At 46.8% G+C, this 20,772-nt stretch carries 18 protein-coding genes; 8 read left to right on the top strand and 10 right to left on the bottom strand.

Features of this window, described 5'->3' with window-relative positions; genetic code table 11:
• Positions 1-33: 33 nt before the first annotated feature.
• The 4 genes from OH455_RS04940 to uraH form a co-directional block, all read right to left on the bottom strand.
• Positions 34-1,188 carry a winged helix-turn-helix domain-containing protein gene (locus tag OH455_RS04940; protein WP_269980555.1) on the bottom strand — a complete coding sequence of 385 codons (1,155 nt, stop codon included), beginning with the start codon at positions 1,186-1,188 and terminating at the stop codon, positions 34-36.
• 154 nt (positions 1,189-1,342) lie between these two features.
• Positions 1,343-2,194, bottom strand: a complete 852-nt coding sequence (locus OH455_RS04935) for an alpha/beta fold hydrolase (RefSeq protein ID WP_269980554.1) — start codon at positions 2,192-2,194, stop codon at positions 1,343-1,345.
• 402 nt (positions 2,195-2,596) lie between these two features.
• On the bottom strand, positions 2,597-3,940 hold the full coding sequence (locus OH455_RS04930; protein WP_269980553.1) for an NCS2 family permease: 1,344 nt from the start codon (positions 3,938-3,940) through the stop codon (positions 2,597-2,599).
• A gap of 130 nt (positions 3,941-4,070) precedes the next feature.
• Entirely contained in the window at positions 4,071-4,424 is a 354-nt protein-coding gene (uraH, locus tag OH455_RS04925; protein ID WP_045974022.1) for a hydroxyisourate hydrolase, read from the bottom strand.
• A gap of 352 nt (positions 4,425-4,776) precedes the next feature.
• Between uraH and puuE the strand changes: the two genes are divergently transcribed.
• From puuE to OH455_RS04900, 5 genes are all read left to right on the top strand, one after another.
• Complete coding sequence (puuE, locus tag OH455_RS04920) at positions 4,777-5,700, top strand: allantoinase PuuE (protein WP_206369521.1); 924 nt, start codon at positions 4,777-4,779, stop codon at positions 5,698-5,700.
• A gap of 1 nt (position 5,701) precedes the next feature.
• On the top strand, positions 5,702-6,217 hold the full coding sequence (uraD, locus tag OH455_RS04915; protein WP_206369520.1) for a 2-oxo-4-hydroxy-4-carboxy-5-ureidoimidazoline decarboxylase: 516 nt from the start codon (positions 5,702-5,704) through the stop codon (positions 6,215-6,217).
• A gap of 96 nt (positions 6,218-6,313) precedes the next feature.
• Positions 6,314-7,300, top strand: a complete 987-nt coding sequence (gene alc / locus OH455_RS04910; protein ID WP_269980552.1) for an allantoicase — start codon at positions 6,314-6,316, stop codon at positions 7,298-7,300.
• A gap of 14 nt (positions 7,301-7,314) precedes the next feature.
• Positions 7,315-7,878 (top strand): ureidoglycolate lyase, encoded by a 564-nt coding sequence (locus OH455_RS04905; protein ID WP_269980551.1) that lies wholly within the window; start codon positions 7,315-7,317, stop codon positions 7,876-7,878.
• Between the two features lie 66 nt (positions 7,879-7,944).
• The gene (locus OH455_RS04900; RefSeq protein WP_269980550.1) at positions 7,945-9,240 is read left to right on the top strand and encodes a urate hydroxylase PuuD; all 1,296 of its coding nucleotides are present in this window, start codon (positions 7,945-7,947) and stop codon (positions 9,238-9,240) included.
• A 261-nt stretch (positions 9,241-9,501) separates the two neighbouring features.
• Here the strand turns inward: OH455_RS04900 and OH455_RS04895 are convergent, their stop codons facing one another.
• Positions 9,502-10,167: a glutathione S-transferase family protein gene (locus OH455_RS04895; protein WP_269980549.1), complete on the bottom strand. Its 666-nt coding sequence runs from the start codon at positions 10,165-10,167 to the stop codon at positions 9,502-9,504.
• Between the two features lie 122 nt (positions 10,168-10,289).
• Here OH455_RS04895 and OH455_RS04890 point away from each other — a divergent pair, with 122 nt between their 5' ends.
• From OH455_RS04890 to OH455_RS04880, 3 genes are all read left to right on the top strand, one after another.
• Entirely contained in the window at positions 10,290-10,742 is a 453-nt protein-coding gene (locus OH455_RS04890; RefSeq protein WP_269980548.1) for an Lrp/AsnC family transcriptional regulator, read from the top strand.
• Positions 10,743-10,865: 123 nt separating this feature from the next.
• Complete coding sequence (locus OH455_RS04885; protein ID WP_269980547.1) at positions 10,866-11,366, top strand: hypothetical protein; 501 nt, start codon at positions 10,866-10,868, stop codon at positions 11,364-11,366.
• A 5-nt stretch (positions 11,367-11,371) separates the two neighbouring features.
• Entirely contained in the window at positions 11,372-13,474 is a 2,103-nt protein-coding gene (locus tag OH455_RS04880) for an ATP-binding protein (RefSeq protein WP_269980546.1), read from the top strand.
• Positions 13,475-13,490: 16 nt separating this feature from the next.
• Here the strand turns inward: OH455_RS04880 and OH455_RS04875 are convergent, their stop codons facing one another.
• From OH455_RS04875 to xdhA, 5 genes are all read right to left on the bottom strand, one after another.
• The gene (locus OH455_RS04875) at positions 13,491-14,219 is read right to left on the bottom strand and encodes a methyltransferase domain-containing protein (RefSeq protein WP_269980545.1); all 729 of its coding nucleotides are present in this window, start codon (positions 14,217-14,219) and stop codon (positions 13,491-13,493) included.
• 197 nt (positions 14,220-14,416) lie between these two features.
• Positions 14,417-15,754: a guanine deaminase gene (gene guaD / locus OH455_RS04870; RefSeq protein WP_269980544.1), complete on the bottom strand. Its 1,338-nt coding sequence runs from the start codon at positions 15,752-15,754 to the stop codon at positions 14,417-14,419.
• Positions 15,755-15,784: 30 nt separating this feature from the next.
• Positions 15,785-16,636, bottom strand: coding sequence for a xanthine dehydrogenase accessory protein XdhC (xdhC, locus tag OH455_RS04865; RefSeq protein WP_269980543.1), 852 nt, complete (start codon positions 16,634-16,636; stop codon positions 15,785-15,787).
• A 37-nt stretch (positions 16,637-16,673) separates the two neighbouring features.
• A complete protein-coding gene (xdhB, locus tag OH455_RS04860; protein ID WP_269980542.1) occupies positions 16,674-19,064 on the bottom strand; it encodes a xanthine dehydrogenase molybdopterin binding subunit in 2,391 nt (796 codons plus the stop codon).
• Positions 19,057-20,502 (bottom strand): xanthine dehydrogenase small subunit, encoded by a 1,446-nt coding sequence (xdhA, locus tag OH455_RS04855; RefSeq protein ID WP_269980541.1) that lies wholly within the window; start codon positions 20,500-20,502, stop codon positions 19,057-19,059. The genes xdhB and xdhA overlap by 8 nt, the downstream gene beginning before the upstream one ends.
• Positions 20,503-20,772 lie beyond the last annotated feature (270 nt).

The raw sequence follows: 20,772 nt of genomic DNA, 5'->3' as shown, positions 1-20,772 counted from the left end.
GATTGGTTGCCCTAGTCGGGGCTTGTTTAAATCTCAAGGTTTGGCGTGAATCTGCTGTATTTGAAACTGCTCACACTGATTGAATCGGGCAAAATCCGATAGCTCTTGTTCGAGAGCTGAGTGGAAGTCATCTCGCTTTCTCAGTGTGGGTTCAATATGTAAGCTCAGCGCCTGAAGTGTTGAGGTTGGCTTGTCTACTTTGCAATCAATGCGAGCGACTAACTTTCCATCCCACATGACAGGTAGACAGAAGTAGCCAAACTGACGTTTATCCGCTGGTACATAGCATTCAAGAAGATAATTGAAGTTGAAAATCTTCTGAGCACGTTTTCTCTGGATCAGTAAGTTATCGAACGGAGAGAGTATTTTGGCCTTCTGGCGATTGACGCGCTTACTGAGTAAATCAAACGCTCCATGGAACGTGTAATAGGTGTGACCGTTGACCTTAAATGGAAAAATTTCACCTTGTTGGTACAATTGACCCAACGTATTACTCACCAGCTGCTTGGTGTTTTTGAGTAGGTAATTGATTTCCGACAGATGACCAAAACCGTGTGCTCTGAGGTAATTCATCACCAGATAGCGACCATATTCTTCATCGCTTGGCATTGAGGTATCTATCCCTTGCGGCAGGACTCGCTCTGTCAGGTCGTACACCTTGTGGAAGTTGCGCCTCTCGGTGATCATTAAATCACCTTGCATGTAGAGATTCTCCAGCGCCTGCTTAGTGGGCTTGGTCCCCCAGCCCTGTTTTTTGACGCCCGCAGACTCAAAGTCTTTTGCCATTAATGGCCCTTCGTGCTCAATTCGACTCATGATGTCATTCATCAACTGGCTATCGCGGCGATACCAATGATTTTGGTCTCCGGATTTTATCGCCTGTTTACGTGGCAGAGTGAAGCGATAATCCCGCATGGGTAAATAAGCGGCGGCATGAGACCAGTATTCAAACACAGAACGATTTTTTACCAGCTTATCAAGGTGATTGGGTTGATACTTTGAATTGCGGCTCCACAAGGTGTGATGGTGGGCGCGCTGGACGACTGAGATAGTGTCGATTTGTACGTAACCGATACGCTCAAATGCTGAAAGCGTGTTTTGTAAGGCTCCGCCTGATTTCTGGTTTTGTGGCAAACCTTGCGACAGGACAGCGAGCTTCTGAGCCTGCGCAATCGAGAGTGTTTCCATACTAAGAGTGAATCCTATATTTACCGTACTATGAGCGTCTGATTTGCAGTGTAAATTGGATTGACCAGTATAATGAAAGTGCGAACATTTGTCGGTGGGAAGGATCGTGTTATCAAGCAAAAGATAAGCCTCGGAGAGATTCCGAGGCCCAGTGTTAGTGATTGACAAAGTCCCGTAAGATAGAAATAAAGTCGTCTGGCTGTTCCAGCATCGGTGTATGACCGCACTCAGGTAAGCTGAAGAGGTTTATGTTGGGGAAAGGCGGATGAACATCTGACCAAGCAGAAAGCGGCGCAATACTGAAATCTTGAAGGCCTCCCAGTGCCAGTACAGGTACCACAATAGATTGCGTGTAGGTGCTGATATCCAAATGAGCAAAGTCATTGCCCCAAAGTTTATCGAGCAAGGCAGTATGCATAGGAATGTCTTGCCACAAAGGGAGCTCATCGAAGTTTGGATTGAACCAGCGCATTGGACCTAATCGTCGGCAAAGGTGGGCAAACTTTCTATCAGGCTCAAGCTGAATATCACCTGCCAATAAAGCGATACTTTTCTCAAACGCCGCTTTGCGATCCTGACAGGCATGTCTTTGCCAATTAGCCATCTGTAGAGTTCGCATTTCCTCTGATAAGTTTGGCGCCGCGCCGATCAAAGCACACCCTTTTACACGAGTTGGAAATCGATAGGCGAAGTCGAGAGCCATATATGCATGGCCAGAATGTCCCATCACCCAACAAGGTTCAATGTCGAGTTGACTGCAGGCTCGTTCAACATCCTTTGATATCTGTTCCAATGACACGTCATGTAAATGAACAGGCCTTTCGCAGTGCGCAAAACCTCTGTGATCAATGAATACACAGTAAAAATGTTGATAGATGTCATTCGGCATAATGCGATAGTAGTAATCTGCACTGCCGATAATTAGGAGTGTTGGTCCTTGGCCTTGCTCAATGACTTTTAGCCTGAACCCATCCGCTTGAATAAAACTTGTCGTCTTGTTGTACATGTCGTTCCTTTTTCAGGTCGTAAGCGACCCCTTCAGATTTAACAAAGTGATTGTTGAGTTGGAAAAAGGAAAAAAACGTCAACGAATAAGTTTCATCGGTAAGCCATCATAATGGGAATTTGTCTATGTTATTAAAAACGTTGGCCTGATGCTAGGGGCAAGAGCGGTTATCTAACCAACCGACGTTTTGCTGTCAATCGACAGTTCTCAAACGGGATCTGTGCCGATCCAGTATTCTTGATTTGAATTGAGAGAGTGGGCTTAGCTGGTTACCACTCCTTGAGTAGGGGCGTGTAAACCTAATAGGTGGCGAACGTCGACAAACGCTGGTCAGTGCAAGGGAATTGAGGTGTATGGGGCTCGCCTGAGTGGTGAGTGCTCAGGCGAGGGGGTAGAGACGGATTAGATGTAAACCAGTTTGGCAACAAAGATGAGCGTCAGAATGTACATCGAGATAGAGACGTCCTTTGTTTTACCCGTGGCAACTTTGAGCACAGTGTAAGTAATGAAGCCTAATGCAATGCCGTTAGCAATTGAGAAGGTCAGTGGCATCATCAGTGCGGTAATCGCAGCGGGAGCACCATTGGTGAAGTCTTTCCAGTCGACGTGTTGCATGCTACTCATCATGACAAAGGCAACATAGATTAGTGCGCCAGCCGTTGCATATGAAGGAATCATCCCCGCCAGAGGTGATAGAAATATAGCAGCGAGGAAAAGAACAGCAACGACAATGGCAGAAAGACCTGTTCGGGCACCTGCAGCCACTCCAGCGGCGCTTTCAACGTAGCTGGTGACCGGAGGGCATCCCACACACGCACCTGCAACACTGGAGATACTGTCTGCTTTTAATGCTTTGCTTAATCCCTCGATCTTACCTGTTTCTTTGTTTACGAGGTGAGCTCTTTCAGCCACTCCCATCAGGGTGCCTGCAGTATCGAACATATTGACGAACAAGAAGGCCAGAATCACACTCACCATCGATATGTTAAATGCCCCTGAAATATCCATTGCCATGAAAGTGGGAGCAATACTGGGTGGCGCAGAGAAGAATCCGTTGTAATGAACCAGCCCTAGCATCATACCGATCAGAGTGACACTCAGAATACCAATAAGAACCGCACCGAAGACTTTACGTTCGCTGAGCACAGCGATGATCAGGAATGCGATGGCAGCGAGCATAGCGTCTGGCTTTGTGAAATCACCCAATGAGACCAAAGTCGCTGGGTTTTCGACGACAATGCCTGCAGTTTTAAGGCCAATCAGACCAAGAAATAGTCCGACACCTGCTGTCATCGAGAAGCGCAAGCTTTCCGGGATGCTTTCGATGATCCATTGGCGGATCTTGTAGAAGCTCATCCCAACAAACAGGATACCAGAGAGGAACACCGCCCCGAGTGCCACTTCCCAGCTATAGCCCATTTCGCTAACAACGGTAAATGAGAAAAAGGCGTTGAGGCCCATACCTGGAGCCAGACCGACAGGCCAGTTAGCAAATAACCCCATCAACAGACAACCGATGGCTGCACCGATACAGGTTGCGACGAAGACAGCGCCTGAATCCATTCCAGAAGCGGCCATGATCTGAGGATTTACAAAAATGATGTACGCCATTGTGGCAAAGGTGGTGATACCCCCAATCATTTCATTCTTGACACTGGTTCCATGTGCTTTCAGTTTGAAAAAGCGCTCCAAAAAGCCACCAGATTCGCCTTTGGTGTTAAGCAGTTCTGTTTTGCTTTCATTCATGTCAGCAAGTCCTTTTGTTGGTGTTTCGTGAATTGAAGACAGCACTTCGCCGTACGTCTCTACCTCAGCGAACTTCAATGGTTCTGATTGATGGGTGATGACACGGTTGGGTGATGCTTGTCGTTATTCGCTAGCTGCCCCGATAAGTCGAGAAGCTATAAGGTGAAACCAGTAGCGGCACGTGATAGTGCGCATCTTTATCACCCAATCCAAAACGGATTACGACGTCATCGAGAAACGCAATATCGCCTAATTCAACTTCCTTACTGCGAAAATAATCGGCAACGTGAAAAACAAGCTGATACTTACCAAGCTCAAAATTTTCACCTTCTAAAACCGGCTCGTCAGTCCGGCCATCAAAGTTCGTTGTGACGGTTTTAATCTTGGTTAGGTGGCTACCTTCCACTCTGAACAGTTCAACTTGGATGCCTGCACCAGGCAGACCATGCATTGTATCCAATACGTGTGTGGTTAGTTTTCCCATAATTCCTGTCCGCGCGTCGCGCTCTCCTTAGCTTTTTTGGGGGCTTTTAATTGTATACAAAGCTGTATAGTGATTTTGTTGGATATCTATATATGTACACAAAATTTTTATGTAGTAAAGCTTATTGTTATAGAAATGTTATTAGTGAGTGAGTTGAAAAATGAATTATGTGAACTGAGATTTGGTGTTTATTGCAGGGTTAAAACTTTTAAACTATTGATTAATAAAGATGTAGTTATAGATATTGACATCAGAAACAAAATCTTTACATAAAGATAATTTATTGTATACAATGAGTTTGTAAAGTTGATGTGGCGTTGCAATCACGCCATGCTTTTTAAGGAGAGCCTGAATGGATAAGGATTATTCACGAGATCTGGTTGGCTATGGGGCAAATCCTCCGCATCCCAAATGGCCGGGCGATGCCCGTATTGCAGTGTCATTTGTATTGAATTACGAAGAAGGGGGGGAACGCTGTCTTCTACACGGAGATGACGAGTCTGAAGCTTTCCTCTCTGAGATTCCAGCCGCTCAACCGATCAAGGGTGGGCGACATATCAGTATGGAGTCTATCTATGAATACGGTAGCCGTGCTGGTGTGTGGCGTATCTTACGCCTGTTTGACGAATATGAAATTCCACTCACCGTTTTTGCTGTAGCTATGGCGATCGAGCGACACCCTGATGTGGCGGATGCTATGGTGCAAGCGGGACATGAAATTTGTAGTCACGGTTATCGTTGGATCGATTATCAGTATATGGATGAATCACAAGAGCGTGATCATATGACAAAAGCGATTGAAATCATCAAAACGATCACAGGTAGCCGACCTCTCGGTTGGTACACCGGACGCACTGGCCCAAATACTCGTCGTTTAGTGGCTGAAGAAGGTGGTTTTTTATACGACTCTGATGCCTATGATGATGATTTACCGTATTGGCACACCGAAGCGGGTCGGCCGCAATTGGTGATTCCATATACCTTGGATGTCAATGATATGCGTTTTTCTACCGCTCAAGGGTTCAACTCTGGCGAACAATTTTTCCAGTATCTGAAAGACACGTTCGACACTCTATATGAGGAAGGAGAATCCGCACCCAAAATGATGTCGGTTGGATTGCATTGTCGTCTAATTGGTCGACCTGGTCGTCTCGCTTCACTCAAGCGTTTTCTCGATTACGTTAAACAACATGATGATGTGTGGCTATGTCGACGCATTGATATTGCTCACCACTGGCATGAGCACCACCCATACACATTACAGAAGGAGAAGTAATATGACTGAATTTCGTACTTGCAAACCATCAGAGATGGCTCGCGCGGAATTTGTCTCTCATTTTGGTGATGTGTATGAGCATAGCCCATGGGTGGCTGAATCTGTGTTTGAGCAAGGGCTTGATACCGAAGACAACAAAATTGAAAACTTGCATCAGCGTATGGCTAAAACCTTGCTGGCTGCAGATAAAGCCCAACAACTGGATCTGATTAAGGCTCACCCAGACTTAGCTGGACGCGCTGCCGTTGATGGGGAACTGACCGCCGCTTCCACCGCTGAACAAGCTGGGGCTGGCATTGACCAATGCTCCGCGGACGAGTTCGAGACATTTACTACTTATAACAACCGCTACAAAAGTCGCTTCAATTTTCCCTTCATTATGGCTGTGAAAGGGGCCAATCGTTACCAAATTCTTGAGTCGTTCGAGATGCGATTAGGAAATGATAGTGAAACTGAGTTTGCTACTGCGATTCAGGAAATCAACAAGATTGCGCTGTTTCGCCTGCGAGATATGTAAGTCACAGAGTTGGCGACTATCCCGCTATTACGCTCTCCAGAGAGCAGATAACTGACTCACTTAACCTATTTTTGATTAATTGGAAGGATGAAGGAAATGTCCTTAGATTTTGAACAATACATAAACCTCGCTGATGAAAAACTGGGCGCTCAAGCTATTTACGCGACCGACGATTTCTTTGCTGATAAAAGCCGCCTTTTGCGCCGTGAAGTGCCAGAGTGGAGGGAAGGAGTTTATGATGACAATGGCAAATGGATGGATGGCTGGGAAAGTCGTCGCAAACGTGGCGAAGGCTACGACCACTGTGTGATTCGCCTAGGCCTAGCTGGCACAATTGCAGGCGTTGATATCGATACCTCTTTCTTCACGGGTAACTTCCCACCATCGGCATCAATTGATGCGTGTTACTCACCAGATGGCGACCCAACGGATGCGACTGAATGGCAAGAAATTCTGCCTTCAATGAGCTTGCAAGGCGATCATCATCACCTTGAGAAAATTGAAAGCGACGAAGTGTTCACTCACTTACGCCTTAACATCTATCCAGATGGCGGTGTGGCACGTCTTCGTGTTTACGGCCGACCAAGCGTAGATTGGGACCGCATTGATGCTCAGCAGAAAGTGGACTTAGCCGCTGTTGAAAATGGTGGTCGTGCGTTGGCATGTAGTGACGAGCACTATGGTAATAAATCAAACATTCTTGGTCCTGGCCGAGGCGAAAATATGGGTGATGGTTGGGAAACCTCACGTCGACGTACACCAGGGAATGACTGGGTGATCGTTGCGCTGGGCCATGCTGGCAATATTGACCGTGTTGTGGTCGATACTGCGCACTTTAAAGGCAATTTCCCAGACAGCTGCTCTATTCAGGCGGCCTACGTTAAAGGTGGCACGGATGACCAAGTGGAGACACAAAGCCTGTTCTGGCGTGAGCTTTTACCAGCACAGAAGCTCCAGGCACACGACATTCATGAGTTTGTTTCTGAAGTGAATCAACTGGGCGCTGTGACGCACGTTCGTCTGAATATCTTCCCTGATGGTGGTATTAGCCGTTTGCGTTTGTTCGGGACTAGAGCGGAATAAGCGAGGGAAGCGCAATGAGCAATGGAACTCGCCGATTAAAAATAGAGCCACTCACCAAAGAGACGTTTGCAGAATTTGGCGACGTTATTGAAGTCGAAAACAGCGACTACTTTATGATCAATAACGGCTCAACTCGTCGTTACCACAAGTTGGCGAGCACGGACGTACAAGATCAAGGTGGTGAAGCCATCATAAGTATCTTTCAGGCCACGCCGCTGAGCTACCCGTTAACGATTAGGATGCTGGAGCGTCATCCGCTTGGTTCACAGGCTTTCGTTCCGTTGCTTGGGCAACCTTATTTAATTGTTGTTGCACCGAAAGGAGACCAGCCCCAGTTGTCGCAAAGCCGTGCCTTTATCAGCAATGGCCGGCAAGGCGTCAATTACCACAAAGGTGTTTGGCACCATCCGGTGTTGGCGTTGACCGAGCATGATCAGTTTTTGATCGTTGATCGAGGTGGTGACGGGCATAACTGTGATGAAGTGTTTTTCGACACCGATTTGGTCTCTGTGCATCTGGAAGATATTCCAGCCAACAGCAGCACGGATGAAGAGCAACGCATCGAACAAGCGTTGTAATGCTGGCACTGCCCATCACAGGGTCCCCTTGTGATAGAAAGCGCTGGCAGTAAATAGGAGTTTATTATGGATCCACATATCACGGAGTGGTTGAATCTGGCGATTCGCTGGGTTCACATGATAGTCGGGATCGCCTGGATTGGCGCATCGTTTTACTTTGTTTGGTTGGAGAACAACCTAAACCGTGTTAACCCGAAAACTGGCCTGTCAGGCGACTTGTGGGCAATTCATGGCGGTGGTATCTACCACCTTGAAAAGTACAAACTAGCGCCACCAGAAATGCCAGAGCACCTGCACTGGTTTAAATGGGAAGCATACTTCACTTGGATTACCGGTGTGTTGCTACTGGCGGTTGTTTATTACCTCAATGCAGAAATCTATCTGATTGCACCGGGCTCTGGCCTGTCACCTACTACTGCGATTGCGATTGCGATTGGTGTGGGGGCGTTAGTCGCGGGCTGGTTCATTTACGATCTCTTGTGTGACTCGCCTTTGGGCAAAACCCCAATGTTGCTGGGACTGGTTCTGTTTGTGCTGCTTGTTGGAGCCACTTACGGATTGGCTCAGGTCTTTAGTGGTCGCGGTGCTTACATTCACGTTGGTGCCATCATAGGTACTATCATGGTGGGCAACGTTTTCCGCGTTATCATGCCTGCGCAGCGAAATCTGGTGAGTGCGATTGAAGAAAACCGCGAACCGGATCCGGCACTGCCAGCGAAAGGCTTACTGCGTTCTCGCCACAATAACTATCTAACCTTGCCTGTACTGTTCATCATGATCAGTAATCACTTCCCGAGCACTTACGGTTCGGAGTACAACTGGGCTATTTTAGCGGGTCTGGCGATCTTCAGTATCCTAGTGCGACACTACTTCAACACACGTCATGGCAGTCAGAAATTTGCCTGGACGATCCCTGTGGCCGCTTTGGGTATGATCACGTTGGCATTTGTGACTTCTCCTTATGCGAACCGACCAGCAGGGCAAGCACCGGTTGTACAACAGCAGGCTGCGCCTGTTGCCGAAGCTGCGGCAAATAAAAGCGCATCGGTAGCAACCGCTGAGCAGGCTCCTCAGGAGCAAGCTGCATCTACAACAAGTGGTGTCAGCTTTGCCGAAGTGAACAAGGTCATTCAGGAGCGCTGCTCTGTATGTCACTCTGCTACGCCAACGCATGCAGCATTTGCGGTTGCGCCTGGAGGTGTTGTATTAGATACCCCTGAAGAGATCTTAACTAATGTTCCACGCATCATTTCTCAGTCGGTTGCGACTAAAGTGATGCCGCTGGGCAACCTGACTCAGATGACCGATGAGGAACGATCCCTTATCGGTGTTTGGGTGGAACAAGGTGCAGTTATCCAGTAACTGCGCTGCGGGACAGAGTATCGGCCTGATTTCCTGCCGACTGATGCCGACTCCTCATTCCCGGCTGTCTCCAGACAGTGCATTTCCCTTTCCCCGGAATACGTTCCGGGGTTTTTTATAGTTGTTATGCAGCTTGAGACTTAAGGTTTTTGACGTTGTTTATTCCACGGGTATAGCAACATCGCCATGCCACGTTTGCTGATAGATTGAAAGCGATGTTTCTAGCTCATAAGACGGCCAAAAGTTCTATTTTTATTAGAGTTAGGGATCGTTACGGTAGCCAGGGAGATAGATAGGCTTCTGCTGGTAAGCCTCATCTAACCATTCTCTCACGTAGGGTCGATTGAGAAGTTCACTGAACCAACGTTGGGTATAAGGCCATCGTTCATCGGCCTCAAGGTGAGAAGAGAAACGCACCACCGATGGTAGCAGCATAATGTCGGCGATGGAAAACCCTCCTACCAAGTAATGCCCTCCGTACTCGTTAATGGTGTCGTCCCAGAGCTGATAAATGGCTTTAATTTGAGCCGTTTCATCTTGGCTCAGCGCTTTTTTGTCAGGATAAAATGCGCTTTCAAACGATAAAGCCGAACAGATGCGGCCAAAGGTGGAATGCTGCCAGGCGGCAAACGATCTGGCTTTGGCTCGTGCGCTAATGTCCTCTGGCCACAAGCTACCTTCACCGAGTTCACTGGCGTACTCAGCGATCGCTAGTGAATCAAAAATGATTAGGCCATCGTCATCCAGCACGGGCACTGCCGCTGGTGGAGAGAAGGTACCAATATGCTGCAGATTTTCCCAACGTTGGGGGCGGCGGATGTCGATAATCCGTTCTTCAAAAGGAATCCCCTGTTCTTTTAACGCCAACCAAGCCCGGAATGCCCAGCTAGAGGCATTACGATTGCCACTGTAGAGAATGCGTTTCATGCTGTGTCCTTTCTGATGATGATGACGCTATTATAAGATTGTTCCGCTGCTGATTCGCTTGAATATCGACATATAAACGCCTATAAAAAAGCGTATATCTTAATTTTGCGCGGAATAATTGCATGGATGCTTTTGATCATCACATTCTTCGAGCTCTTCAGAACAACAGTCGAATCAGTAGTGAAGTATTAGGTGCGGAGATTGGTTTGTCCCCATCGGCCTGTCAGCGGCGAATCAAAAAACTCAAACAACATGGGGTGATCAAGCAAGAAGTGGCGGTGCTGGATGCTGGTCAACTTCCGGGATTCATCACTACATTGGTGGATATCACTCTGGATCGCGGCGGAGAAACCGCGCTGGATGAGTTTATTCATGTACTTGAAGCTGAATCGCAGGTTCAGCAGTTTTATTATGTGGCGGGCGACGTGGATTTTGTTGTCATTGTGGTCACTCGGGATATGAAAGCTTATGACTCACTGTCGAGGCGTCTGTTTATGTCCAACCAAAACATCAAAAAGTTTTCGACCAAAGTGGTGATCCAACCGGGTAAAGTTGGCCTTGAACTTCCTATCTGAAATGTGCAGCTTTTGTTTTGACTTCAAAGGGTTGAAAAGGCATTTAATCAATCCTTGTCTATACTGATTCTGAACACTGATAAATAGTGTGAATAATTGAAGCAGAATATTCGAGGGATAGCTATGCGCAAAACAACATGGTTTATTACGTTGGTGGTTGGTTTGATATTGGCCAATGTGGTTTACGCTCTGCCTACTCCGGAAGGTGACCCAGTTCTTTGGGTGTCGGGAGCGATCACTGAGTCCAATACTGCCGATGGTGCTGAGTTAGATTCTGCAATGATCAAGCAACTTGAGCAAGGAACGATCAAAACCAACAACCATGTCGTTTCCAATGTTGTCGAATACAAAGGACCGAGACTCAGTGCGTTGTTGGATTATGTCGGAGCACAAGGTTCAACGGTTAAAGTGATTGCTTGGGATGATTATGTGGTCAGTATTCCGGTATCAGACATCAAAAAATACGGTGTTTTGTTGGCAACACATGAAGATGGCATCAAAATGACCATAGACGGTAAAGGTCCTTTCTTCGTTGTTTTCCCTTTCACTGATAACCCCGAGATCCAAAATGATCTGTTTTATAGCCTGTCAGTGTGGCAAGTTCGTGAGATTGTTATCGAGTAAACAGTATGGAACGGTTTTGGGATAGGGGACGTTACTTTGTTGTCACTATTTCGGCATTGTGTGCTTTGCTTCTAATGGTGATTGCTTACGTTTTTTATTCTGTAACTGAAATCAAAAATGTTTCCTCTGAGCCTTATGTCACGATAATCAATAACAATATTTCAGCGAAAACAAAACTGCTGTTCGTCAAATCTGAAGTACTTTCTTTCGCCGCCCTGCAAGATGAGAAGAGCCTGTCAAAACTTAGGTTCAAGTCCAGAATTTATAAGTCGAGTATCTTGCAGGATCTCCTCGCAGAGAGAACCAATCGTGTACATGCACAATTTGGTAATCTGAATGAGCTGCAACAAGTTGTTGTGGATATTCGGTCTGTTTTCGACTCTATAGACAAGCTTAGTCTTACCAATGTGGACGCTATCGATACTGTGATAAATCGCATCGACGGCACTTATTCGAGGCTCAATGTTTACCTAGCTGACTTTGTTGCTGAGGTGCAACGCCAGCAGATCGAATTTCTCAACTTCAAAGAATCTTTCTACAACAAGCAGTATGTCTATTTAGGTATCATTTTGTTGTGTTCCATGTTGATGATTAGCGTGATTTCATGGATGTATCTACACCAGATTAGGCTAGGTAAAGATCTAGAGGAAAGAACCAAGGTGATGGAGGAAGCGAAGCGCAACGCTGAGCAAAGCTCTATCGCGAAAGCCCGATTCCTCGCTAACATGTCTCATGAAATGCGTACTCCTCTGAATGCCATTATTGGCTTGAGCCAGAAAGAGTATTACCAAGCGTCTGATGAGCAAACCAGACACTTTCTGTCGATGATCAACAGCTCGGGGGAACACCTTCTCAAATTGATCAATAACGTGTTAGATCTCAGCAAGATTGAGCAAGGCAAGTCCAAACTGGAGAACGATGAGTTCTTTATCAGTGAGTTGATTGATGTCTCTAAAACCGTGTTTATTAACTTCGATAAGCAGCAAGGGGTTGATGTCTTTTTTTCAGTCTCTTTGGATCGAAACTACAAGATAAAATCAGACAAAACCAAGCTTGTGCAGATAATCAATAACTTAGGTTACAACGCACTCAAATTTACAGAATCCGGTCACGTCGAGATCCAAATATCACTCAGCTCAGAGTCTGGGATTTTCAATATCGTAGTGAGGGATACAGGGATTGGTATGACTCAAGAGCAGCTTGATAAGGTGTTTCAGGAGTTTACCCAGGCAGACGATTCGATTACCCGAAAGTATGGAGGCACAGGGCTGGGGTTGTCGATATGTCAGTCTTTAGTGAATTTGTTGGAGGGTTCTATCAGTGTCGAAAGTTCGCTGGGTGAGGGGAGTGAATTCACCATCAAAGTCCCTGTGAGTATTACTGATTCTGTACCTTTAGTTGATGACAAGCAGGCGACCAGAGCAGTGAGAGTGCTTTCAGACAACCACTATGCAACTGAGTTGATTACCAAAGCTCTCAACAAGCTGGGGCTGCATGACGCTCATGGGGATACAGTATTATGTTACCTGAGCAATGATGATATTTTGGAAAGTACGCTCAAGCAAGCACACTGCCGTGACGACCAAACACTGATAGTGTATGGCAATATCAATACGACACTTCCGCCGAGCGAAAACATGACATTATTGAGTAAGCCGTACGATTTGTTCAGTTTGCTTGATTGTTTAAAAGCACTGGCGAATACGGACTCACAGCAAGAGTGCACTGACGATGGGGCTGGTGTTTCAGGCGTCTCCGTCATGTTGGTTGAAGACATTCGCATGAACCAAATTGTCGCGCAGAAAATGTTGGCCACCTTGGAAGCTGAAGTTACGACTGTGAATAACGGGCAGGAGTGTGTCAACCTACTCAGTCATGAGCAATTCGACATTATATTGATGGATATTCAAATGCCGATAATGGATGGCTTAGAAGCACTCAAACAGATAAAGTGTGACAACCTTGCGCCAGAAACCGCTATCATCGCCCTGACCGCCAACACATTTGAGAGTGATGTACAGAACTACTTAGAGCAAGGCTTTGATGACGTGCTCCCTAAACCATTTAAGTTAGAGTGGTTGAAAGAGATGTTGGAGCAACACGTATGAGTGTGTCGTTCTAACCCTATTTCACGCCAACGATCATTCCCACTCTTTGATTTTCGATACCCAGCAGCCATTTTTTAATGGGATTTAAATTGCCAAAGTCGTAACAGTGGGCAGAGAAGACGCTATTAAAGCCTGCTTTGATAAGTTGCTCTCGCCAGAACAGCTCTGAATTAAAACACACTCCGATCCCGGCAGTATTTGATCCTAACTTGGCGACTAGGTTTTTAATCAGGGTAGAGGAGGTGAGTTGATAGATCCTTTTGCCTGGCACATTGGAGTGGTCAGCGCCTTCATATAGATTTTCAAAAATCACCACGATGCCTTCAGGTGCTAGCATGTCGTAAGCATCTTTTAGCCCCTTTAACTGTAAGTCATGCGTCTTGGAGTAGCTTGGCGCGACAAAATGATTGAGTACCCAGTTGAACTGGACTAAGTCGTATTTGAAGAAGCAGTCGAAGCTTTGGTAATGGCTTTGAATCAGGTTTTTGCGACTATTCGGGTTGTTCTCGTTCAATGCATTCTCGTCAGGGTCAACGATAGTGACCTGGCAGCCCGGATATCGGCCGATGAGTTTGTCTGCATAGCTACCCTTGCCTCCCCCGACATCGAGAAAATGTGCTTGGTTAGGATTTGGTATATAGCGTTCAATAATATCTGAGACAAGGTGAAATAGCTCCTTGTCGATAATGTCTCCCTTGGATAAAACCATTTTGTTTTGGCCAAAATATTTAGCTTGTTCACTCATATTCAACACCTCCACTGTTACGATTAAACTTAGCAGTTATTGTGCCGATATTTTTATTACTTAAGTTGTTGTTTTATATGATTTTATTTCAAGTATTGTAGACGTTGTTATTTTGAAATTGATTTTGGGAATCAATAAGAGATATGAAACAAAAAAACGCTCTTGCTTTGCAAGAGCGTTTACACTAAAAGACTGAGTTAACTAGCAAACTTTTTTGCGTCGATGCGTCCTTCTACATCATAGGCTTTCTCGCCATAGACGTACGTCTGAGACACAGTGCGGTCATCGCCAAGGCTCATCAGCACAAACAGCTTTTCTTCCAAGGTTTTGGCCTGCTCCATTCGGAAACGCATCAGTTGCGTTGCGTGCAAATCCAGCACGACAAAGTCGGCTTCTTTACCCACTTCAAGGTTACCAATTTTGTCTTCAAGGTGGAGTGAACGTGCACCGCCCAGCGTTGCTAGGAATAGGGATTTCAATGGGTGCAGTTTCTCCTGTTGAAGTTGCATGATCTTATACGCTTCACTCATCGTTTCGAGAATCGAAAAGCTGGTGCCGGCGCCGACATCGGTGCCCATACCGACGCGAACTCCATGTTCTTCCAGTTTAGGCAATTTGAAGAGACCAGAGCCGAGGAATAGATTCGATGTTGGACAGAAGGCAATTGCCGATTCAGTTTCTGCCAAACGCTGACATTCACAATCAGAGAGATGAATACCGTGAGCAAACACAGAGCGTTTATGCAGCAGACCGTAATGGTCATAGACATCCAGATAAGAGTCGCGTTCTGGAAACAGCTCAAGCACCCATTCAATCTCTTTCTTGTTCTCTGAAAGGTGGGTATGCATGTATACATCTGGGTATTCTTCCAGAAGTTTACCTACAGTTGCTAGCTGCTCAGGTGTACTGGTTGGCGCAAAACGAGGTGTAACCGCATAAAGTAGTCGACCTTTGTTATGCCATTTTTCAATCAGCTGTTTAGATGCCTCGTAGCCAGATTCTGGCGTATCAGTTAAGTAGTCTGGTGCGTTGCGATCCATTAGCACTTTACCTGCGATCATACGCAAGTTGCGGCGCTGTGCCTCTTCAAAGAACACGTCGACCGACTCTTTATGTACTGTGCCAAACACTAATGCTGTGGTGGTACCGTTGCTTGCCAGCTCATTGAAGAAAAGTTTTGCGACCTTATGCGCGTAAACCGGATTTTTGAAACGCTTTTCTTCCGGGAATGTGTAGTTTTCTAACCAGTCGAGCAACTGCTCACCGTAAGAGGCGATCATGCCGGTTTGCGGATAATGAATATGGGTGTCAATAAAACCTGATGTGATCAGCTTGTCTTCATATTCGGTGATATTAAGGTTCTTTGGCTGCCTTTTAAGCACCTCGTCTGTCTCACCGATATCGACGACGTGGCCGTCTTCTACCACGAGAAGACCGTCGTCGAAAAACTGATACGAGTTTTCCAGTCCGACGTCTTTGGGGTCAGCAATACTGTGCAGAAGGCTTGCACGATAAGCTTTACGTTGAGTTGTCATGTTTACTTCCTTTAAAGGCCCTCTTTGGGGCTAGGCGATTTTCTCTTCCAATGATGAATCGCTCAGTTGTTCTTCTTTACTGTGTGGCGTAGGGCGTTTTTCTTCAAGCGAAATTCCCTGATAGTGTGCGATTAATTCACCCGCAACCGATACCGCAATTTCAGCAGGATGTTTTCCATTCACCATGCTGATTCCAATTGGGCAAATCATCGTATTTATTTGTTGCTGGTTGTAGCCTCGCTGCGCCAAACGCATGTCGAATTTTTTGCGCTTGGTTAGTGAACCTATCATGCCGAAATACGCACTGTCGTCTCTATCTATGATGGTTTTTGCCAGCTCAAAATCGAGCTGATGATTGTGCGTCATGACCAGGTAGTAGCTATTTGGTGACATGTCGCGTACTTCAGCGACCGGATCATCGCTCACCAGCTTGGTTACGTTACGAGGGAGTTCATCAGGGAATACGTCTTCACGCTCATCAATCCAAGTGACACGGAAAGGGAGCGTCGAGACAATATGTAAAAGTGCTTTGGCAACATGGCCAGCACCGAATACCACTAGATGTTTTTGCGCGGTGCCTATTGGCTCAAAGCTCAGTGTTGCCATTCCGCCACAACACTGACCTAAGCGAGCCCCGAGATTAAAGCGCTCCACTTTCAGTGAACGTTCACCCGCGAGCAGCATTTCACGCGCCATTTTGGTGGCGATGTGCTCCAGATGACCACCACCAATGGTGGCAATCAAACGGTCGCGAGTGACCAACATTTTTGTTCCCGCATCCCGTGGCACTGAGCCACGGTCTTCCAACACGGTCACCATCACGCAAGGTTCACTGTTTTTCTCTAGCTGTGCCAGTTCATGAATCCAATTGTCCTTAAACATACGTCTCTCCTTGAACGGTAAACCCTTAAATAACCCCTTAAACCTCTTGCGTGTTCTGCTTTGCCACTTGTTGTTGCGTTTGCGTTACCTCATTGATTGCCATCAACACACGCTCTGGTGTTGCTGGCGTATCTAATTTAGGTATAGCACCTTCAACGGCAACTGAGGCAATGGCATCTTTCAGTGCACTCCACACGGACATGCCGAGCATGAATGGCGGCTCACCGACAGCCTTGGAGTTAAACACGGTATCTTCTGGGTTGGCTCGATTTTCCAGAAGGTGAGTGTGGAACTCGATAGGCATATCGGCGATCGCCGGAATCTTGTAGCTGGCCGGCCCGTTGGTCATCAGACGACCTTGTTCGTTCCAGATCAGCTCTTCTGTGGTCAGCCAGCCTACACCTTGCAGGAAGCCACCTTCGACCTGACCAATGTCAATGGCCGGGTTAAGAGAAGCCCCTACATCGTGCAGGATATCTGCGCGCAGAATTTTGTATTCGCCTGTCAGGGTATCAACAATGACTTCTGAACAAGAGGCACCGTACGCGAAGTAGTAGAACGGACGGCCACGCGCTTTTTCATGGTCATAGTAGATTTTTGGTGTGCGGTAGAAACCTGTACTCGATAGCGATACTTGGTTGAAATAGGCCAGCTGGACAAAGGCTTCAAAGGTCAGAATTTCATCACGAATCACGACCATACCGTTTTTGAACACCACTTCTTCTGCTGACACTTTGTAGTGACTGGCAGCGAAGTCGATCAGACGCTGTTTGATGGTCAGTGCGGCGTTCTGGGCGGCCTTACCGTTGAGGTCGGCGCCCGATGAGGCCGCGGTTGGTGATGTGTTCGGTACTTTGTCTGTGTTGGTAGCGGTGATTTGGATACGTTCAACATCTACTTGGAACTCCTCAGCAACGATTTGCGCCACCTTGATGTTCAGACCCTGACCCATTTCCGTACCACCGTGATTCAAATGAATACTACCATCGGTGTAAATATGGATGAGCGCACCAGCCTGATTCAGGAAAGTCGCAGTGAAAGAAATACCAAATTTCACAGGTGTGATCGCCAGACCTTTTTTAAGGATCGGGCTTTGCTTGTTGAACTCAGCGATGGCTTTACGACGGGTGTGATAGTCACTGCTTTGTTCAAGTTGCTCCGTGATTTCTGGCAGGAAGTTATCTTCAACTGTCTGGTAGTAATGAGTGACGTTACGCCCCTCACCACCGTAGTAATTCGCTTTACGGATTTCGAGGGGATCTTTACCCAGATAGCGGGCAATTTCATCCATAATATGCTCAATGGTCATCATCCCCTGCGGGCCACCAAATCCGCGGTAAGCTGTATTCGACGCTATGTTGGTTTTGCAGCGGTGACCTGTCACGGTGGCATCACCCAGGTAATACGCGTTGTCTGAGTGGAACATGGCACGGTCAACAATCGAGCTCGACAGATCCGGAGAGTAACCACAGTTACCCGTTACGATGATATCAGCCCCTTCAATGACACCATCATCGTTAAATCCGATTTTGTACTGGTTGTAAAATGGGTGACGCTTGCCTGTCATGGTCATGTCTTCCATGCGAGGCAGACGCATCTTAGTTGGGCGTTTAGTTAGGTGTGCAATGACTGCCGCCATACACGCTGGCGCTGCGGCTTGCGTTTCTTTACCCCCGAAACCGCCACCCATGCGACGCATGTCTATTACGACTTTGTGCATTGCAATCCCAAGCACTTCGGCGACCAGCTTTTGTACTTCAGTTGGGTTTTGTGTCGAGGTATAAACGATCATGCCGCCATCTTCGGTTGGCATCACGCTGCTGACTTGAGTTTCAAGGTAGAAGTGTTCTTGACCACCAATCTCCAGATCGCCTTCAATCACGTGTTTTGCTTTGGCGAGTGCAGCCGCTGAGTCACCACGTTTTTGCTGGTGGCTTTCAGTAACAAACAGCTCTTTCTCAAGCGCTTCTTTCACGTCGAGTACTGGCGGTAGGGCTTCGTATTCAACAATGGCGGCCTGCGCGGCTTTGCGTGCGGTTTCCATATCCTCTGCGGCAACGGCAAGTACGGGTTGGCCATAGTATTGAACCAGGCCGTCAGCAAGCAGTGGGTCACCCGGTAGAATGGCACCGATATCCAACTGGCCCGGTACGTCTTCGTGGGTGATGGCAATCGCAACGCCTTCAAATTCGTAACACGGCGAAACATCCAGTTTGGTGATTTTAGCATGAGCTTGAGTGCTCAGGCGTGCATACACATGCAACTGGTTAGGGAATTCCAAACGGTCATCAATATAAACCGCTTCACCTGTGACCTGCTTCGGGGCGCTGTCGTGTTTTACGCTTTTACCAACGCCGGTTTTCAGATCCTGCTTTACGATGGCGACCATCTCTTCTTGAGTCATGGTCTGATGATGTGCGTTAGACATAAGACGTTACCCTTGTTTCGATCTGGTTGTTGTGATGAGTCTGCTCGATATAGAAGCGACGCAGCATGTTCGCCGCTGTCATAGAGCGATACTCTTTGCTGGCACGGAAGTCACTCAGTGGCTCAAAATCGTTATCGATTTCAGCCATCGCGGCATCAATGGTTGTTTGTGTCCATTGTTTGCCTAATAGCGCGTTTTCGCAGTGCGTTGCACGTTTTGGCGTTGCCGCCATACCACCGAAAGCGATGCGGGCATTAATGACTTTATTGTCTTCAATCTCGATATTGAATGCGCCACAAACCGCAGAAATATCGTCGTCTAGACGCTTGGAAAGCTTGTAAGCACGGAAGGTTTCGTTCGCTTTTGATTTAGGAATAATCACTTGCTCGATAAATTCACTTTCCTGCTGAGCGGTGACTTTATAGCTGATGAAGTAGTCTTCAATCGGCAAGATTCTGGTCTGCTTACCACGGCGCAATTTCACTTGAGCATTCAGTGCAATCAACAGCGGTGGCGCATCACCGATAGGAGAGGCGTTACCAATGTTGCCCCCTAACGTGCCCTGGTTGCGGACTTGCAGAGAAGCAAAGCGATGCAGCAGCTCACCAAAATCAGAGAAATGTTGAGTCAGAAGCTGGTACGCATCGCTGATCGCAACGTTAGCACCAATGTGCAGAGCATCGTTACTTTCTTCGCATACTTTCATGTCTTCGACCAGATTTACGCTGATCAGTGTTTCTATTTCGCGATGGAATTGGGTGATCTCAAGCGCTAAATCAGTACCGCCAGCAACCAGCTTGGCCTTTGGATTTGCAGTGTAAATTTGTGCCAGTTCGTCAAGGCTCCGAGGGATATATGCTGTTAGGTTGCCTTGGCTCAGACTGGCGGGTTGTCCCTGAAGAGCTTCTAGCCGAGCAATGGTCTCTTTTTCCAGCTCGACAAACTGATCCATCAATGGTTCATCAGAAGCCAGAGATAAGGCGGCGTCAACAATAGGGCGGTATCCGGTACAGCGGCATAAGTTACCCGCCAGAGACTCCATGACATCTTCCTTATTCGCCGCAGGTTTGTTCTTGCTTAGAGCAAACATCGACATGATAAAACCTGGAGTACAGTAACCACATTGAGAACCGTGGAAATCGACCATCGCTTGCTGAGTTGGGTGAAGCTTGTTTTTGTTCTGCAAGTCTTCAACGGTGATCAGCTGCTTACCATGTAGTGCGGATACGAACGTCAGACAAGAATTCACTGAGCGATATTGAAGTTGGCCTTCGACCGCTTCACCGAGTACCACGGTACAGGCACCACAGTCGCCTGAGCCACAGCCTTCTTTCGTACCTGTTTTTTGTACATGTGTTCTCAGGTACTGCAGCACTGTCATATTTGGTGACAGCTCACTCTCTTGTCTGAGTTCTTGATTGAGTAGGAAAGTAATCAAGAGACCTCCTTGTGCATTGACACTATTGTTCCAAAAATAATTTTCTGACCTTTGGGTCAATAATTGGATAGTTTGACCTCTTGGTCAACTTTAATTTTACAATATTGCAACATTAAGAGGAGGGGGTAAAAAGGTAAAAGATACAATTTAATCCATTAAGTTTCTGAAACTATTGAAATTAATTTCTATCAGTAGGTAGGGGATTTTAAGGAAAAGAGAGTTAACCTTGTATTTATTTTGTATACAATAAATGCGATTTGGAGAAAGCCT

The sequence above is a fragment of the Vibrio sp. T11.5 genome (assembly GCF_027587155.1).
Classification (GTDB): Bacteria; Pseudomonadota; Gammaproteobacteria; order Enterobacterales; family Vibrionaceae; genus Vibrio; species Vibrio neptunius.
This window is presented reverse-complemented; position numbering and strand designations above follow the sequence as displayed.

What these genes read in the sequence shown, in the direction of transcription:
- guaD (WP_269980544.1), bottom strand. Translation starts at nt 15,754, where the DNA reads ATGACAACTCAACGTAAAGCTTATCGTGCAAGCCTTCTGCACAGTATT.
- OH455_RS04880 (WP_269980546.1), top strand. Translation starts at nt 11,372, where the DNA reads ATGGAACGGTTTTGGGATAGGGGACGTTACTTTGTTGTCACTATTTCG.
- alc (WP_269980552.1), top strand. Translation starts at nt 6,314, where the DNA reads ATGTCCTTAGATTTTGAACAATACATAAACCTCGCTGATGAAAAACTG.
- uraD (WP_206369520.1), top strand. Translation starts at nt 5,702, where the DNA reads ATGACTGAATTTCGTACTTGCAAACCATCAGAGATGGCTCGCGCGGAA.
- OH455_RS04885 (WP_269980547.1), top strand. Translation starts at nt 10,866, where the DNA reads ATGCGCAAAACAACATGGTTTATTACGTTGGTGGTTGGTTTGATATTG.
- OH455_RS04875 (WP_269980545.1), bottom strand. Translation starts at nt 14,219, where the DNA reads ATGAGTGAACAAGCTAAATATTTTGGCCAAAACAAAATGGTTTTATCC.
- OH455_RS04940 (WP_269980555.1), bottom strand. Translation starts at nt 1,188, where the DNA reads ATGGAAACACTCTCGATTGCGCAGGCTCAGAAGCTCGCTGTCCTGTCG.
- OH455_RS04890 (WP_269980548.1), top strand. Translation starts at nt 10,290, where the DNA reads ATGGATGCTTTTGATCATCACATTCTTCGAGCTCTTCAGAACAACAGT.
- puuE (WP_206369521.1), top strand. Translation starts at nt 4,777, where the DNA reads ATGGATAAGGATTATTCACGAGATCTGGTTGGCTATGGGGCAAATCCT.
- OH455_RS04935 (WP_269980554.1), bottom strand. Translation starts at nt 2,194, where the DNA reads ATGTACAACAAGACGACAAGTTTTATTCAAGCGGATGGGTTCAGGCTA.
- OH455_RS04900 (WP_269980550.1), top strand. Translation starts at nt 7,945, where the DNA reads ATGGATCCACATATCACGGAGTGGTTGAATCTGGCGATTCGCTGGGTT.
- OH455_RS04905 (WP_269980551.1), top strand. Translation starts at nt 7,315, where the DNA reads ATGAGCAATGGAACTCGCCGATTAAAAATAGAGCCACTCACCAAAGAG.
- OH455_RS04930 (WP_269980553.1), bottom strand. Translation starts at nt 3,940, where the DNA reads ATGAATGAAAGCAAAACAGAACTGCTTAACACCAAAGGCGAATCTGGT.
- xdhB (WP_269980542.1), bottom strand. Translation starts at nt 19,064, where the DNA reads ATGTCTAACGCACATCATCAGACCATGACTCAAGAAGAGATGGTCGCC.
- uraH (WP_045974022.1), bottom strand. Translation starts at nt 4,424, where the DNA reads ATGGGAAAACTAACCACACACGTATTGGATACAATGCATGGTCTGCCT.
- OH455_RS04895 (WP_269980549.1), bottom strand. Translation starts at nt 10,167, where the DNA reads ATGAAACGCATTCTCTACAGTGGCAATCGTAATGCCTCTAGCTGGGCA.
- xdhC (WP_269980543.1), bottom strand. Translation starts at nt 16,636, where the DNA reads ATGTTTAAGGACAATTGGATTCATGAACTGGCACAGCTAGAGAAAAAC.